General features: G+C 44.9%; 10 protein-coding genes. All 10 read left to right on the top strand.

Annotated elements, in window-relative coordinates:
• Positions 1 to 19 precede the first annotated feature (19 nt).
• The 10 genes from ABNE31_RS16300 (at position 20) to ABNE31_RS16255 (ending at position 18,282) form a co-directional block, all read left to right on the top strand.
• The gene (locus ABNE31_RS16300; protein WP_349351887.1) at positions 20 to 505 is read left to right on the top strand and encodes a LuxR C-terminal-related transcriptional regulator; all 486 of its coding nucleotides are present in this window, start codon (positions 20 to 22) and stop codon (positions 503 to 505) included.
• 320 nt (positions 506 to 825) lie between these two features.
• Positions 826 to 4,011 (top strand): glycoside hydrolase family 2 TIM barrel-domain containing protein, encoded by a 3,186-nt coding sequence (locus ABNE31_RS16295; RefSeq protein WP_179384420.1) that lies wholly within the window; start codon positions 826 to 828, stop codon positions 4,009 to 4,011.
• Between the two features lie 12 nt (positions 4,012 to 4,023).
• Complete coding sequence (locus ABNE31_RS16290; RefSeq protein ID WP_293287179.1) at positions 4,024 to 5,430, top strand: glycosyl hydrolase family 16; 1,407 nt, start codon at positions 4,024 to 4,026, stop codon at positions 5,428 to 5,430.
• A 32-nt stretch (positions 5,431 to 5,462) separates the two neighbouring features.
• Positions 5,463 to 6,311 carry a glycoside hydrolase family 16 protein gene (locus tag ABNE31_RS16285; RefSeq protein WP_293287181.1) on the top strand — a complete coding sequence of 283 codons (849 nt, stop codon included), beginning with the start codon at positions 5,463 to 5,465 and terminating at the stop codon, positions 6,309 to 6,311.
• 14 nt (positions 6,312 to 6,325) lie between these two features.
• On the top strand, positions 6,326 to 9,367 hold the full coding sequence (locus tag ABNE31_RS16280) for a carbohydrate binding domain-containing protein (RefSeq protein WP_293287183.1): 3,042 nt from the start codon (positions 6,326 to 6,328) through the stop codon (positions 9,365 to 9,367).
• A 92-nt stretch (positions 9,368 to 9,459) separates the two neighbouring features.
• The gene (locus ABNE31_RS16275; RefSeq protein ID WP_349351886.1) at positions 9,460 to 12,930 is read left to right on the top strand and encodes a hypothetical protein; all 3,471 of its coding nucleotides are present in this window, start codon (positions 9,460 to 9,462) and stop codon (positions 12,928 to 12,930) included.
• 34 nt (positions 12,931 to 12,964) lie between these two features.
• The gene (locus ABNE31_RS16270; protein WP_349351885.1) at positions 12,965 to 14,257 is read left to right on the top strand and encodes a glycosyl hydrolase family 17 protein; all 1,293 of its coding nucleotides are present in this window, start codon (positions 12,965 to 12,967) and stop codon (positions 14,255 to 14,257) included.
• Between the two features lie 9 nt (positions 14,258 to 14,266).
• Positions 14,267 to 15,781 (top strand): glycoside hydrolase family 30 protein, encoded by a 1,515-nt coding sequence (locus ABNE31_RS16265; protein ID WP_349351884.1) that lies wholly within the window; start codon positions 14,267 to 14,269, stop codon positions 15,779 to 15,781.
• Between the two features lie 11 nt (positions 15,782 to 15,792).
• Complete coding sequence (locus ABNE31_RS16260; protein ID WP_293282939.1) at positions 15,793 to 17,358, top strand: MFS transporter; 1,566 nt, start codon at positions 15,793 to 15,795, stop codon at positions 17,356 to 17,358.
• 15 nt (positions 17,359 to 17,373) lie between these two features.
• Entirely contained in the window at positions 17,374 to 18,282 is a 909-nt protein-coding gene (locus ABNE31_RS16255) for a glycosyl hydrolase family 17 protein (protein ID WP_349351883.1), read from the top strand.
• Positions 18,283 to 18,345: the final 63 nt, after the last annotated feature.

The following is an 18,345-nucleotide window of genomic DNA, read 5'->3' as shown; positions in this document are numbered from 1 at the left end:
TGAAAAGAACAAAAGGGATATGGAATTGGCCAAGGCCCAGAATGAAAAGGAAATCATCAAAATAAAGAATGAGCAATTACAGGAAGAGTTCAGGAGCAAGAGCAATGAACTTGCCGCATCTACCTTGAGCATCATCCGAAAGAACGAGCTGTTGTCCAAGGTAAAAGATCAACTATTGTCCAGTGTCGATGATACGAGTTCCATAAAGCCTATCATCAAGGTCATTGATAAGAACATTACGCAGAACGATGATTGGGAACTCTTCAAGGAAGCATTCAATAATGCCGACCGTAAGTTCCTGAAAAAGCTCAAAAAGGCACATCCAAACCTGTCTCCCAACGATGTTCGATTATGTGCCTACCTACGTTTGAATTTATCTTCCAAAGAGATAGCCCCGCTCTTTAATATTTCGGTGAGAAGTGTGGAGATCAAACGGTACCGTCTTCGAAAAAAAATGGATTTATCCCACGATGACAACCTTGTTGATTACATCTTGAAACTATAGTCCTATACGAAACTAGTTTTATACCTCAACATTACCTCAACATTTATACACAACACTTCTAATATACAGATTTAACATACTTTGGTGAAGTCACTGTTTTAGCGGATTAAATAAGGATTTCTTAATTATTGACACATTATTTTACAATGTATATTTTTTGTTGAGGCAGTTTTTAAGGAATTCACATTTTGTTAAGTTAAGTTTAACCTTCTGCAAAAAGCATCTATCACAAAATGCACCTTGCGTGCATACCTGAACTAAAAGTATTTGGGTGATGTGGAGGTATTTAATGCGGAGCTAAATTTAAACTAAACAACACTATGAAAAACTGGCTGCACGCACTGTTCCTTTTATGCTTTGTTTTTGGGGCAACTGCCCAAACGCCTAAGGTAACCGTAGAAAGCAACGAGGCAGGAATGAAATTGGTCGTGAACGGAGAGGACTTCATGATCAACGGTATGAACTGGGATTACATACCCATTGGAACCAATACGGTAAACGCACAATTCTGGGAAAAATCCGATGAAATCATTAAAGCGGGTCTCGATACCGAGATGTCGCTTTTAAAGAACATGGGGGTTAATGTAATCCGACAATATACTGGTGTTCCAGCCAGATGGATACGGTACATCTACGAAGAATATGGTATCTACACCATGTTGAATCACTCTTTTGGGCGATATGGGCTTACCATTGACGGGGTCTGGACACCTGTTACCATCTATGATGAGCCAAAGACCCAAGCACTTTTGATGTCAGAATTGGAAAATTTGGTACGGGAGTACAAGAATACCCCCGGTCTATTAATGTATCTCTTAGGAAATGAAAACAACTACGGTCTGTTTTGGGCCGGAGCGGAAACCGAAGACTTCCCGGATGATCAGCAGCGGATAGACTATATCGGGGAGAGCCGCGGACGACCTATGTATCGCTTAATGAACGAGGCTGCCAAAATGATGAAGGAGATGGATGCCTCCCACCCCGTAGCCATTTGCAACGGGGATGTACTTTTTATCGACATCATCGCCGAAGAATGTCCGGACGTGGACATCTACGGAACCAATACCTATAGGGGTGTCTCCTTTGGAGATATGTTCCAAGTGGTAAAGGATAAACTGAACAAGCCGGTCATGTTCACTGAATTTGGAGCGGATGCCTTCAACGCCATAGATAACAGGGAAGATCAGTTTTCCCAAGCTTACTATATGGTGGGAAATTGGGAAGAAATCTATGAAAATGCTGCAGGACTGGGAAAAGCGGGCAACTCTATCGGAGGATTTACCTTTCAGTTTAGTGACGGATGGTGGAAGTACGGTTTTGATGACCGCGAAAATGCCGATATACACGATACCAACGCCTCTTGGTCCAATGGTGGATATTCGAGAGACTTGGCCGAGCCCGGTGCAAACAATATGAACGAAGAATGGTTCGGGATATGTGCCAAAGGTGCCACCGACCCAAGAGGGCTCTATGAACTATATCCAAGGGCTGCTTACTATGCCTTGCAACAAGCCCATCAACTGGATCCTTACGCCGATGGTGTGGACTTGAATTTTGTCCAGAATCATTTTGACAATATTCAAATCATGGATGCGGTACTCAAGGCAAGGGGGGATAAGGCGGCCTTGCAGGGCGAACAAAGCAATTTGCTCCGCATCAGTAATCTAACGGCGAAATTCTCCACTTTTAGCACGGGAGGTAGTTTGATCACTACACCAGAAAACGCAGATCCCGATGATCCCAATACCTTTCCGAACCAATTGGGCTTTGACCATATGCAATCCTATTTTGTGGGAGTGGAAGGTAATCCTGCACCCAACATGCGTGCCGAGGTCAATTTTAACGTGGTCGGTAATGTGGCCCAAAACCCGATCAATGAAATCTTCTACGAAAACAATTCACGTCCCATTGAAGTCAACACGGACCAGGGCAATGTATTGGTTCAGGATGTGAACCGTATTCGGGTTTACCAAGCGGAATTTGAATGGAAAGCCAAACAATTTGATTTAAAAGGATTTTACAGGACCGGACATTACCATTGGGGCTACGAAGGGGATTTCTTCGGGTTCTATCCGGAAGCTAACTACGGACCAAACTTGGATATTTACAATGGTGAGATACTGGGTATGGAAATAGACGGTAAGGGCATGTTTGACGGTTTGAAAGTGGCAATAGGACCACAATTGTGGTGGGGAGCCAACCCAACAATGCTGTTTAAATACAGAAAAAATATAGCCAACTTCAATATTACCGGTATCTATCATAGGGATTTTCAAACTGATATTGTATTGGACGAAAATGGACGTCGAGTTTTGGATATCAACCAAGTTCGTAGTGGTGTGATACCGCCCTGGCCCACTGAAAGAGCGGCCATTGCCATAGAGCGCGAAGTTGGAAAATTTGGATTTGAAGTAGGAGGAATTTGGTCAGGAAGTCCACTCAATGGAATTTCTTTTCAGGATGTGAGGGGTACTCCTGGTAACTATGTGGTATTTGAGGATAGAATCCAAGCCAGTGATAATTGGGGAGGAAAATTCAAGGTCACCTACGAGGGAGGAAAATTTAATTGGTACGGTCAAACCGCGGCCATGGGATTGATCGCAAATGGTGGTGCCGATCAGACGTTGACCTTTACCGGCTGGAAACTTAGGGATACCGGAAGTGGTAACCAAGTCAATTTTTTAACAGGATTCACCTATTCTTTTGACAATTTTCAGATAGCCCCCAACTTTATGTGGCAAGAGCCGTTGGTAGACGCGATGCCCAATGATGTAGGAGGTCCAGGAAGATTGAGAAATATTATCGACGATCCTTTTGCTGTAAGGGCGAACAGGAAAACCACTGCAGGTGAAATTCTATTGACCTATGATCCTACCCCGGGTACCTGGATGTACGAGTGGGACAACGATAGGGCAGAAGACGCCAAATTCGCCATGAATTTGGGCTTTGTATACCGCCGTCTACCCACAAGGATGGATGCGCATATCGGTTTTAATGCCAATCGGGAATTTTTTGCATTTCCAAATTCTGCACCAGCGGAAGATCTTTGGGAAGTACACTCACGAATGGTTTCCAAGCTCGGACCGGATTTGGGCATCATCGGTAATTTCTACTATGGAAATGGACAAGGTAATGGTGATTCCGATCGTTTGATCCGGCGTTTTGGAGGTGATGTGAGGATGCTTTACAAGAATTTCAAAATACAGTACACGCAAAAAATAAACGATTGGGGTCCTTATGATTACCACAGGGATTTCAACCTCACTTTTCCCGTGCAGTTGATGCTGGATATTTCTACCACATTGGGCAAACCCGATTGGTTCATTCTTCCAAGCACACAAGTTGGAATTCGTGGAATTTGGAGATCCTTGAACGAATTCTCACCACGATATCTGCCCAACGTGGCGCAGGAATTTGCCAATGAGCCTATTTTGAGTCCAGTTGGTTTCGACAACGGACATGAATGGGAGATTATGACTTATGTGCACATTAATATCGGGAAATAAAAAGATTGAGCAATGAAAAACTATAAGACAATAAATTTCCGTTCCATATTTCTTTTGAGCCTTGCATGTACACTTATGATGGGCTGCGAAAGAGAGTTTTCAGAGGATGTAGAATTCGCATCCTTCCCGCCCAATGGCGATGTGTTTCTCGACACCTTTTCTGCAGGACTCAACTATTTCCCATTTGTGGATGCAGGGGCAGACCCAGAAGCTTTTAGTGTAGACACCAATGAGGCTTTCGAAGGAGAAGCTTCCATGCGATTCGATGTGCCAGCTTTTGGTAACGGTTTCGTAGGAGCTACCTTCAATACCACAGCTAGGCGAGATCTTTCAGGTTTCGATGCCCTGACATTTTACGCGAAGGCCTCGCAGGCAGCAAGTATTAATTCCATAGGGTATGGTATCTCTGGAGAGACCAATAACAAATTTCAGGTGACGGCCAATAATTTGAATGTAAGTACGCGATGGGAGAAATATGTGATTCCCATCCCGGACCCTTCAAAACTGATCAATGAAACAGGATTGTTCTGGATTGCAGAAGGGGCTTCTTTTGAGGGAGACGAAGGCGGCTACGTGCTCTGGCTGGACGAAATAAAGTTCGAAAAGTTGGGAACCGTTGCACAGCCACAACCTGCCATATTGGGAGGTGAAGCCATCTCCGAACAAACCTTTATCGGTTCCAGCATTACCTTGAACGGACTTACCCAGACCTTTAATCTAGCTGATGGGACCAATCAAACTGTAAGTATTGCACCATCCTACTTCAATTTTGAATCATCGGATATTGGAGTAGCAAGTGTAAATGAACTTGGACGAGTAAATGTTCTAGGTGAGGGTACTGCTAACATTACGGCTATTTTGGCCGGGGTACGTGCAGAGGGTTCTTTGGAAATCGTATCAAATGGTGTCTTGCAGCCCGCCCCCACACCAACACAGCCACAGGCAAACGTGGCATCGATATTTAGCGATGCCTATGCGAATGCCACTGAGAGCAATTTTTCACCTGGTTTTGGTGGGTCTACCACAGAAACTTCAATTGCAACACTTAATGATAATGCTGTGGTGTCCTACGTGAACAACAATTTTACAGGAATCATATTTAATAGTCCTGTAGATGCCTCTGGTCTATCCTTTTTACATATCGATGTGTATGTTCAACAATCGGGCACCGAAGTAGGCATTCAAATCAGGGATGTAGGAGCCAATCAAACTATTGAAACAGATGTAAACACTGGACTTCCCATAGGCGATGATAGGGACTTGAGATTTGACCTGACCAATCTCGCTGTTGGCCAATGGACCTCGTTCGATATACCACTCGGTGGAGATTTGGCAACTCAAAAAAATAATTTGGGAGCACTGATTTTGGTGGGCGGTCCCAATTTCATCCTGGATAATATTTATTTCTACACAGAATAACAATGTCCTACCATCAACTAAAAAAAATGACAATGAATACGAAACATAAGCACCTTCAATCCAGTAGTCATGTGTTTTTCAAATACACTTTGCTGGTCTTTGCCATTGCTTTATTAGGTTGTGAAACCGACGACCAACAGACCGTGGCCAGATTTACCGAATTGACGCTCTCCGAAGAGTTTGATACGGACGGACAACCGAACCCTTCCATTTGGGGATACGAAATTGGCACCGGCGAAAATGGTTGGGGCAATCAAGAATTGCAGTACTACACCGATAGATCCGACAATGTAACCGTCCAGAATGGTGTATTGCTCATTACAGCGAGGGAGGAATCCTTCGAGGGCTCTGCTTACACTTCGGCCAGACTGATAACAAAGGATAAGTTCGAGCAACGTTACGGGCGTTTTGAGGCGAGAATCCGTTTGCCTTACGGTCAGGGCATATGGCCTGCATTTTGGATGCTGGGCGCCGATATTGATGAAAATCCATGGCCCGGAGCTGGAGAAATAGATATTATGGAGTATCGCGGTCAAGAGCCAACCGTTTTGATTGGTAGCATGCACGGCCCGGGATATTCAGCAGGGGAAGCTATTTCAAAGGAATACGAACTGACCAATGACCGATTCGATACAGGCTTTCACATTTTCGGCATCGAATGGGGACCAGAATACGTCAATTTTTATGTGGACGATGTCCTCTACAATCAAATCACCCCGGAGGACGTACCAGGGCCTTGGGTGTTCAATAAGCCATTTTACATATTGATGAACGTCGCTGTTGGGGGCACTTTCGTAGGCTCTCCCGATGATGAGACCGTATTTCCACAAACCATGTTGGTGGACTACGTAAGAGTATATAAAGAACTAGAAATAAACTAAACTAACTATTGATTATGAAGCAGTTAATAACCAAATTCAAGCTGGTATCCGTGTTTGTACTGGCCTTGTTGGTCGGGTGTGAATCGGACGACAGTACCCTTTTGCCGACCATACTGTCCAATTTTACCTTTACGCTCGATGAAGATACCGGAACGGTGGAATTCATCAACATTTCGGAAAAGGCAACCTCTTATCAATGGGATTTTGGCGATGGGGATACGTCCACCGAGATCAACCCGATTAAGACCTATACGGCCAGTGGAACCTATACCGTGGTTTTAACGGCCAGCAATACGGCGGGGGCAACTTCCACCTTTGAGGATGAAATCACTATCGTAATCAAAGAACCTATTACCCTGCCCATAACCTTTGACAGCAACAATGTAAACTATGACTTAGGGGTGAGCACATTCAATGGTGCCGCTTTCGAAATTTTGGATAATCCTGATGTATCCGGAACCAATGACAAGAGCTCAAAGGTTGGGAAGATAACCAATAGCGGAGCAGCTTTTGAAGGCATCTTTTTTGACTTGGGAACACCGGTCGATTTATCCACAGAACAAACCATAACCGCAAATTTCTGGTCAGAGGAGCCCATCGATATCTTGATGAAATTGGAGCTTGGAACAGGAAGTGACACCGAAGTATCGGCAAGCCATGGTGGAACAGGTTGGGAAACAGTTTCCTTCAATTTTGCTTCTACGGAGAGCTACTCCAGAATAACGTTGTTCGTTGACGGCCCTGGAACCACCGCAGGTGATTTCTTTATTGATGATGTGGAACAGGTCGAAACCGCTACAACGCCAAGTGGATGTGTGGACACACCAGTGGCCGCGACAGCACTTCCTGTGGACTTTGAAGGTTGTGAAACTTTTCTTTCTTCGGAAAACTTTGGTGATGGTATCACTTCAGGCTTGGCCGAAAACCCTTCCAAAGCTGGAATAAATACTTCAGATTTTGTCCTGCAAGTTGACAAACCTTCAGGTTCCAGTTTCTTTGCAGGGATTCAAAATACCTTTGAAAACAATTTTGACCTTACCACTACAGATGTCTTTAAACTAAAAGTGTACTCTACCAAGGCCAATGTGGTCTTCCGTTTTGAGCTGGCACTGAACCCACAAACCGATCCGGTTACTGGAAACCCTGCGCCTGTATTTGTGACAATACCCAACGCAAATGAATGGACAGAGGTAGAGTTCACCTTTACCAACCTGCCTGGAGGACCAACGGCTTATAACCAATTGGTCATTAAGCCCGACAACGATGAGGTGGATAGCGCAATCACCGAGGGTGGAACATATTACATAGATGACCTTACTCTAGGTACTTCCGGAGGAGGAAGTGGTGGTAGTGGATTTGATGATGGATTGTTGACCAATGGTGACTTTGAGAACGGAAGCGCCCCATGGATCTTGGGTGTGGACGATGCCGCTGCGGCACCTGTCACCACCGAAGGTGGTAACTCTTTTTACTCCGTGAACGTCACGACTCCAGATCCGGGTCAACCCTTTTTGGTGAATTTGAGCCAAAAATTGGAAATTATACAAGATGAGACATACACCTTGACATTTGATGCTTGGTCCGATACCGACCGTCCCATCATTGCCGGGATTGGTTTAAGTGGTGGTAGCTTTGCGAACACTACGGAGACTGTCAACATCAACACGACAAGACAGACCTATTCAGTCGTACTGACTGCTTCAGGCTTTGGTGCCCCGGATGCACGTGTACTATTTGATTTGAACGGAGCAGCCGGCTTGGTGAACATTGACAACGTTTCACTGGTTGTGGGAGGAACCGCAGTCGAAGATACCACCCCGCCGGTGATTACCCTTAATGGAGACGCCATCGTAGATTTAAATGTGGGCGATAGCTATACAGAAGCAGGGGCAACCGCCACCGATGATACAGACGGGGACATCTCGGGTAACATTGTGGTAGGTGGAGATACAGTGGATACCAGTGTTGCAGGCACCTATATCGTGACCTATAACGTAAGCGATGCAGCAGGTAATGCTGCAACCGAAGTAACCAGAACAGTAAATGTAATTGCCTTTGATGATGGACTGTTGACCAACGGAGACTTTGAGAACGGAAGTGCCCCATGGATATTGGGCGTGGATGATGCTGCTGCGGCACCTGTGACCACGGAAAACGGAAATTCATTTTACTCCGTAAACGTAACCACCCCAGACCCAGGTCAACCATTCTTGGTCAACCTAAGTCAGAAATTGGAAATCATCCAAGATGAAACCTATACATTGTCATTTGACGCATGGTCGGATACCGATAGGCCTATCATAGCCGGGATTGGCTTGAGCGGGGGCAGTTTTGCCAACACTACCGAGACGGTGAACATTAACACAACCAGACAGACCTATTCAGTTGTCTTGACAGCGACAGGCTTTGGTGCTCCAGACGCACGAGTGCTCTTTGATTTGAATGGAGCAGCTGGATTGGTGAATATTGATAATGTCTCTCTTGTTGTAGGAGGTTCAGGCGGTGGTGGCGGTGCCACAAGTGGCTGTACCGGAACTCCCGTGGCGGCAACCTCATTGCCTTTGGATTTTGAAGGCTGTGAAACCTTCTTGAGCGCCTTCTCCAGCATCGGTGATGGTGGTGTGGTGCCTAGTTTGGCAGCAAATCCCAATCCATCTGGTATCAATACATCCGACAATGTGTTGCAGGTGGTACGTGCCAGTGGCATCAATCGTTGGGGCGGAGTTCAAAATTCCTTCCCTGCTGGAACCATCGATATCACTACCCAAACCTTTAAGGTGATGGTGTATTCCAGTGTGCCGGACGTCACTTATCGATTTGAATTGGCGCTCGACCCACAAACCGATCCCGTGACAGGTAATCCTCCACCAACCTTTGTACAGGTTTCGGGAGGAGCGAACACTTGGACGGAAATAGAATTTACGTTTACGGGTCTACCCGCCTCACCAACAACCTACAATCAACTGGTCATCAAACCGGATAACCCTTCTGGGTCAGATGGTGAGTTGACCACGGAGGAACGTATTTTCTACTTTGACAATTTAAGACTGGACTAAAAGTTTCGGATTGAGAAGGAAAGGCTGGCAAAACCATTTTTACTTGCCAGCTTTTCTACATATATCAGAACTAATAAAGGTGTGATGGATTTATGGACCAAAAGGATATGTACATAGCAGGAACAAAATTAAAAACGGAAGCTAAAGCTGTGGAAGGTTCATCGGTGACCTTGGGTGATGAGGCTTACTATAAAATTTCCAACTGCGACGCAATGCGCCCATTTTTTATGAGCATTGTGAGCCATTCCGATCACTGGATGTTTATTTCCAGCAATGGTGCACTTACGGCAGGACGCAAGAATGCCGAATCGGCCCTTTTTCCATATTACACAGACGATAAAATCACCGAATCCGCTGCCATCACAGGAAGCAAAACCATCATACGGGTTCGGTCAGAATCAAAAAAATACCTCTGGGAACCGTTTTCCAACTGTTTTTCAGGTCAATACCAAATCCAAAGAAACCTGTACAAGAGCAACTATGGGAATAAAATCCTTTTTGAGGAAATCAATAACGATTTAGGGCTTACGTTCCGATATCAATGGAGCTTTAGTGAGACCTATGGATTTGTAAAGAAATCACATTTGATCAACCATGGAGACCACGAGTTGTCCTGTGAGTTGTTGGACGGTATCCAAAATGTACTGCCCTACGGTGTGCCTTCTGCAACCCAAAATGGCAGTAGTAATTTGGTCGATGCCTATAAGAGGAACCAACTGGAACCTGATGTTGGGTTGGGAATTTTTGCCCTGAGTGCCATCATTGTCGATAAAGCGGAGCCCAGTGAAGCATTGAAAGCCACAACGGTTTGGTCTGTAGGCTTGGACAAGGCAAAGCACTTGGTATCGTCACTCCAATTGGATGCCTTTAGAAATGGAATGCCCTTGGAAGAGGAAACGGATGTAAAAGCAGAGAAAGGGGCTTACTTTGTGAACACGGATATTCATTTACATCCCAAAGAGGAGAAGCAATGGATGTTGGTTGCAGAGGTCAACCAATCGCGAATGGATGTAAGTGTTATTAAACAAGACCTAAAAAAGGAAAGCAAGCTCTTCGACAAAATAGAAGCCGACATTGATAAAGGAACGCAACAGCTCCTGCAATTGGCAGGGGCATCCGATGCCGTTCAGTGTACAGCCGATAGTATGCGGGATGCCCGTCATTTCTCCAATACGCTGTTCAATATCATGCGGGGCGGTATTTTTGATAACGGCTACCAAATGGAACGTGACGATTTTAGTTCCTATATCCGCAAAGCCAATAAGTCGCTTTTCGACCTTAAAAAGGAATTGCTGGAGCGTTTTCCCGAAGAATTTTCATTGGCCTTTTTACGGGAAAAGGTCGATACGGATGACAACCCCGATTTTAAGAGGTTAGCCATGGAATACTTGCCGCTCAAATTTAGTAGACGGCATGGTGACCCGAGTAGGCCATGGAACAAGTTTTCCATCAATACCCGCGGGGATGATGGTAAAAAACTCCTGGATTATGAGGGCAACTGGAGGGACATTTTCCAAAACTGGGAGGCCTTGGCCGTTTCTTACCCCGGCTTTTTGGAAAGCATGATCTATAAATTTTTGAACGCTTCCACCTTTGATGGTTATAATCCCTATCGGGTAACCAAGGACGGTTTTGATTGGGAGATCATTGAACCGGACGACCCTTGGTCCTATATTGGATATTGGGGCGACCATCAAATCATCTATTTGCTCAAATTATTGGAGTTGATGGAAAGCCATTATCCACAGACCCTTGGAAAATCTTTTAGCGAAAAAATCTTTGTGTATGCCAATGTGCCCTACAAAATCAAATCGTACGAAGAGATTTTGAAGAACCCGAAGGATACCATCGTATTTGATGAGGATTTGGACCATCACATCAACAAGGAGCGAGAAAGGATTGGAGCCGATGCGGCCTTGCTAATGGGTAAAGAAGATAACATCTACCACGTGAATCTGCTTGAGAAAGTATTGGCGACCGTACTTTCCAAAATGTCAAACTTTGTTCCAGAAGCGGGTATTTGGATGAATACCCAACGACCGGAGTGGAACGATGCCAACAATGCCTTGGTGGGCAATGGGGTATCTATGGTAACACTGTATTATTTGAGACGTTTCTTGAAGTTTTTCCAAGGAATGATTGCCAATCTTGAGGAAGCGGAATTCAGCGTTTCGGAAGAACTTGCAGTTTTCTTTGAATCCGTGACCCAGACCCTGTTGCAAGACCACAACAAACTGAAAGCTAACCTAAGCGATACCGATAGAAGGGCGATAATGGATGGGTTGGGTATGGCAGGAAGCAGATTCCGAAGTGCCGTCTACAACAATGGATTTCAACAAAAGAACAAACCGATTGATAAGGCCAAACTCGGGACCTTCATTGAAGTATCCTTGGAGTATTTGGAGCATAGCATACGGGCCAATCAACGGGAAGATAAGTTGTACCACGCCTACAATTTGATAACCATCAAAAATGATAAGGAGGTTTCCATTTCCTATCTGTCTGAAATGTTGGAAGGGCAGGTCGCAGTGCTCAGTTCGGGCTATCTTGATGGAAAAGCATCACTTCAGGTGCTGGATGCCTTAAAAAGCAGCGCGCTTTTTCGGGAAGACCAATACAGTTATCTGCTTTATCCCAACAAGGAACTGCCCCGATTCTGCGAAAAAAACACTATTCCGCCGGAAAAAGTCAAACAATCTGATCTCCTGCAGAAACTGGTGGAGGATGAAAACACAGCGGTCATCGGCAAAAGTGTGGATGGAACCTATCATTTTAATGGAAGTTTCAACAATGCCGAAAGCCTTAAAACAGCCTTGGCAGCGTTGCCTGAAAAAGCATATGGGCACTTGGTCCAAAAAGACCGTCAAAAAATATTGGATCTATTCGAGGAGTTATTTGACCATAAGTCCTTTACAGGTAGATCAGGAACATTTTATGGCTATGAAGGACTAGGTTCCATTTACTGGCACATGGTTTCCAAATTGTTGTTGAGCGTAGAGGAAACCTGTCTGCGGGCTATCAGAAACAATGATGATGCGGTCACCGTTGGCAAGTTGTTGGAGCATTTTTATGAGATTATGGAAGGAATAGGGGTACATAAGCCACCGAAACTTTATGGGGCATTTCCAACCGATCCCTATTCACACACACCGGCAGGTAAGGGAGCACAACAGCCTGGAATGACAGGTCAAGTGAAGGAAGATATTTTGAGCCGTTTTGGGGAGTTGGGTGTTTTTGTTTCCGATGGACAACTATTTTTTGACCCTTGCATGCTTCGAAAGACGGAATTTTTGGAACAGCCCGCAGATTTTGAATATGTGGATTTGGACGGGAGAACAGCCCACATCAAACTTGAAAAAAACTCGTTGGGCTTTACCTATTGCCAAGTTCCAATCCAATATGTTATTGCGGAAAAGGAAGAAGTGCAATTGGTGTTCAGAGATGATTCACAAATGAAACTTGATGGTTTGACTTTGGATAAAGAACATAGTTCGGAACTATTCGGCAGGACTGGGCACATCAAATTGATTAAGGTGGGCATCACTGAAAAGCGATTAAAATAGCAACATCATCCATTAACTATAAAAATATGATTTCATGGGAAGACAATTAAAAACAGGCAGTTTGATATTGATGGTTTTATTGTGCTTCGCATGTAAAGACCAAACCAAAACAGCAGATAAAGACAATACAGTGAACCAAGAAACAAAACTGACCGCAGCGGATATTCTGGGAAACCCTGATTATACGGCCATTTCTTATGGTGGCTATCGCAAAACTACAAGGGAAGCCCAACCTACCGTGGCAGAGCTTAAGGAGGATATGAAAATATTGGATGCCATGGGTATCGGAATCATCCGTACCTATAATGTGCAACTGCCGCACGCCTCCAATGTACTCAAAGCTATTCGAGAACTCAAACAAGAAGATTCCAACTTTGAAATGTATGTGATGTTGGGTGCTTGGATCGATTGTAAAAACGCTTGGACAGGGCAAGAGCCCGACCACAATGTGGAAAGTGAAGCCAACGCTGCCGAAATTGAACGGGCGGTGAATTTGGCCAATCAGTATCCGGATATCGTCAAAGTATTGGCTGTGGGCAATGAGGCCATGGTCAAGTGGGCAACAAGCTACTACGTGCAGCCCGATGTGATCTTAAAATGGGTCAACCACTTGCAAGAACTTAAAGCCAAGGGTAAACTTTCCAAGGACTTATGGATTACCAGCTCCGACGATTTTGCATCATGGGGAGGTGGCGATGCAGCATATCATACCCCCGACCTAGAGGCGTTGATCAAGGCGGTGGATTACATTTCCATGCATACCTACCCATATCACAATACCCATTACAATCCTGAATTTTGGTTGCAGGACGAGCAGCACTCCGAACTTTCCAAAAAGGAGCTAGTGGACGCGGCCATGCAACGTGCCCTCGAATTCGCCCAAAAACAATATGACAGTGTTTCCAGCTACATGAAAAGCTTGGGCGTGGATAAACCCATACATATTGGCGAAACAGGTTGGGCCTCTGTTTCCAATGGTTTTTATGGGCCAAAAGGTTCCAGGGCGACGGACGAATACAAACAGGCCATGTACCATAAGTTGATGCGCGACTGGACCACAGAAGCCAACATATCCTGTTTTTATTTTGAAGCCTTCAACGAACCATGGAAAGATGCGCAAAATCCGAATGGATCGGAGAATCATTTCGGGTTGTTCACGGTTGATGGAAAAGCGAAGTATCCGCTTTGGGATATGGTGGACCAAGGTGTTTTTAAAGGGCTCACTCGAAATGGTAACCCTATTGTCAAAACATATGATGGCAATTTGGAAGCTTTAATGGAAACCGTTTCTGTGCCGCCAACCAAGGCAGAGATGGAGTCACATTAAAATCAAGTTATGGAATTGGGAAAACACTACATATGGGCGGTTATGATAGCACTCGTTATAAGCTGTGGGGATAAAGAGAAACCCTTAGAAGTTCAAGTCGTTGAAACCTCCGCAAACGGAAATAAACTAGCTGCTGTTTCCATGGATGAAGTAGTCGAACCCAATGCACAGATCCGCATTCTTCCCAATGAAAAATACCAAACCATAACCGGTTTTGGAGGTTCTTTTACGGAAGCCTCGGCCCATTTGTTGAACCGTATGGGAGCAGATAATAGAAGGAAAATCTTAGAAGCCTATTTCGGCGAAAACGGGGCTAAATACTCATTGACCCGAACCCACATCAACTCCTGTGATTTTTCCCTTGGCAATTATGCCTACGCCAATGTCCCAGATGATGTAAACTTGGAGCATTTTTCCATTGATGAGGATAGGGACGACCTCGTGCCCATGATCAAAGAAGCCATGTCCATCTCCAAAGATGGATTCAAGATTATCGCCTCACCATGGACGGCACCGCCTTGGATGAAGGACAACAACGATTGGAGAGGGGGAAAGTTGCTGCCCGAATACAGAAGCACTTGGGCACTTTACTTTTCAAAATATGTGGAGGCTTATGCCATGGAAGGCATCCCTATCTGGGGAATTACCGTGGAGAACGAACCCTTGGGCAACGATAACAACTGGGAGAGTATGCATTTTACCCCGGATGAAATGACCGCATTTGTAAGGGATTATTTAGGGCCACAATTGGAAAAGGATGGACATCAGGTCAAAATATTGGGGTATGATCAGAATAGGGAGCATTTGGATACTTGGGTAGACAGTATGTATCGTGACGAATCCACTTCCAAATATTTTGATGGGACCGCCATACATTGGTATGCCAGCACCTACGAAGTGTTTCCAGATGCATTGCAATATGCCCATCAAAAGGCACCCAATAAACATTTGATTCAAACCGAGGCCTGTGTGGATGCCGAAGTTCCCAAATGGAAAGACGATGCTTGGTATTGGAGCAAAGAGGCAACGGATTGGGGTTGGGATTGGGCCCCTGAAAGCGAAAAACATTTACATCCCAAATACGTTCCGGTTTATCGGTATGCCCGGGATATAATCGGCTGCCTGAACAATTGGGTAGACGGTTGGGTGGATTGGAACATGGTTTTGGATAGGCAAGGAGGCCCAAATTGGTTCGAAAATTGGTGTGTGGCCCCTGTGATTGTAGATCCTGACCAGGATGAGGTTTATTTTACTCCTCTGTTCCATACGCTACAACATTTTAGTAGGTATATCCGTCCCGGAGCCTTCCGTATTGGGTTTGAGAATTCCGATGAAACCTTACAGGTAACAGCAGCACAGAATCCCGATGGGTCTATCGTTGCTGTAGTACTCAACCAAGCTTCCGAGGAGAAGCGGTTTGCGTTATCCTTGAACGGAGCGAGCAAAAATATACGTATTTCAGCCAATGCCATACAAACACTGACCATCAATAAAAAACCAGAGACAAGCACAAAAACTGACTAAACCAAACAATCATGGAAATCGTAAAAAAACTTTCAAAGGACAAAGTCCCGGTAGGGCAAAAGGCCGCTTTTGGGGCAGGTCATTTCATCTTAAATATCCTACCGGGTACGCTGGGAGTGTTCATACAGTTCTTTTTGTTGACCGCATGGGGGGTAGACCCCTTGTGGGCCGGACTTTTAGGAGGTTTACCGCGAATTTTTGATGCGATTACCGACCCTATTATGGGATTCATTTCGGACAATACAAAATCAAAATATGGAAGACGCCGACCTTACATTTTCTTAGGAGCCATCATCAGTGGTGTGCTTTTCTTTTTAATGTGGCAGTTGGATGATAATGCCTCCCAAACGTACATTATCTGGCATGTTATGGTCATTCAAATACTGTTTTTGGTTGGAAATACCATGTTTGCCACCCCATTGGTGGGTCTGGGCTATGAAATGACCTCCGATTACAACGAACGCACGAGGTTAATGAGTTTTGCCAACAGTATGGGTCAGATTGCATGGATGATTGTTCCATGGCTTTATGTCATCATTCCTGACTCCAATACCTTCAACACACAGACAGAGGGCGTAAGGACCATGGCATTGATAGTGGGGACCATGTGTGTGGTGTTCGGTATCCTGCCTGCTCTGTTCTGTAAGGGGATTGATGCGGCCCACATGGAAAACAGAAAAGAAATCAATTTTAAAACCTTGTGGTCCAATATGAAAGAACTGTTCAGGGGTATAGTGCAGGTTTCGAAAAACAAGCCCTTTATGAAGTTGTGCGGTGCGACATTCCTGGTTTTTAACGGTTTCCAATTGGTAGCCGCCTTCGGGGTTTTTATCATCGTGTTCTACATGTACAGTGGGAGCTACGAAATGGCAGGCACTTGGCCAGCTTGGTTCAATACCATTAATGCGATGATCACAGCGTTTTTGGTGATACCCATTATCACTAAAATGTCCAACAAATGGGGTAAAAAGAGAGCTTTCATCATTTCTACCGCATTGTCGGTTGTTGGTTATCTTTTAAAGTGGTGGGGATTTGATAAAGAACTGAACAATCAATTCAATGAAACAGGCTTTGGTAAAAGCTTGACTGCGGGAGTAGGGTCACTTTTTGAGTACCTAAACCCTATATTGAACGATGTAGGAATGTCTTGGTTCTCCATCAACCCCGATAACGATATCCCATGGCTCATCTTTGTACCCATACCTTTATTTGCCTTCGGAATGGGGGGACTCTTTACCTTGATGATGTCCATGACCGCCGATGTATGCGATTTGGATGAATTGGAAAATGGTATGCCACGTAAGGAAGGCACCTTTGGTGCCATTTATTGGTGGATGGTGAAACTCGGACAGGCCATTGCCCTAGTGTTGGGCGGTGTTATCCTAAAAATCGTGGGCTTTGACCCGAATATTACAGAACAGACTTTGGAAACCATGAACCGACTGAGGATTGCCGACATCATTATACCGTCATCCACGGCCGCACTTGCCATTTGGGTGATGTGGAAGTACAGTTTATCCGAACAGAGAGCCAAGGAAATCAAGGAGCAGCTTGTAGCCCGAAGAGGCGAACTCTAACCAAAAAAATAGCATATGTCATACAGAAAGGAACATCAATTTTCGTTGTCCAAAGCCGGGTATACCGACGGTTTGGGACTGGATTTGTATAAAATAACCGAAAAGGAGCTTAGGGAGCTATGGTTGGAAACAGTGCAGAGCGGAATGCACGGGCTTTGCTTCAGTATCTATGAGGACGGACAAAGTCCCGGTGATATTATTTCCAAGGAACAGGTTAAACGGAGGATGCAAATCATAAGGCCATATACCCAATGGGTGCGCTCGTTTTCCTGTATTGAAGGGAATGAACATGTTCCCGTAGTAGCCAAAGAATTGGGCATGAAAACCTTGGTAGGTGCTTGGTTGGGCTCGGATATGGAACTGAACGCCAAAGAAGTGGAAGGTCTCATTAAACTGGCCAAGGAAGGTTACGTGGATATCGCTGCAGTAGGCAACGAGGTCATGTATCGAGGTGATTTGACGGAGGAGCAATTGCTGGAATACATCCACACGGTAAAAAAGGCACTCCCGGATGTCACCGTGGGTTATGTGGATGCCTACTATGAGTTTTCCCACAGACCGAATATTACCAACGCCTGCGATGTCATTCTTTCCAATTGCTATCCCTATTGGGAAGGCTGCCCCATTGAATATTCCTTGAACCACATGCAACAAATGTATGGTCAGGCCTCGGATGCAGGTCAGGGAAAAAAAGTGATCATTACCGAAACAGGATGGCCTAGTCAAGGTGAAGGACTCAAGGGAGCGCATCCCTCTGCGGCAAATGCCATGAAGTATTTTATTGATACCCAAGTCTGGTCACAAAAAAACAATATCGAGGTCTTCTATTTTTCTTCTTTTGATGAAGCTTGGAAAATTGGTGACGAAGGTGATGTGGGTGCGTATTGGGGATTGTGGGACAAGGACGGGAAACTTAAATTCTAATTGGGATAGGACTCGGTTTAGTGGTCCAAAATTCCAAAGTATCTTTGTCTGAGAAAAGGATTT

Source organism: Flagellimonas sp. MMG031 (assembly GCF_040112705.1).
Taxonomy (GTDB): Bacteria; Bacteroidota; Bacteroidia; order Flavobacteriales; family Flavobacteriaceae; genus Flagellimonas.
The sequence above is the reverse complement of the archived record's forward strand: the minus strand, read 5'-3'. Positions and strand labels throughout refer to the sequence as shown.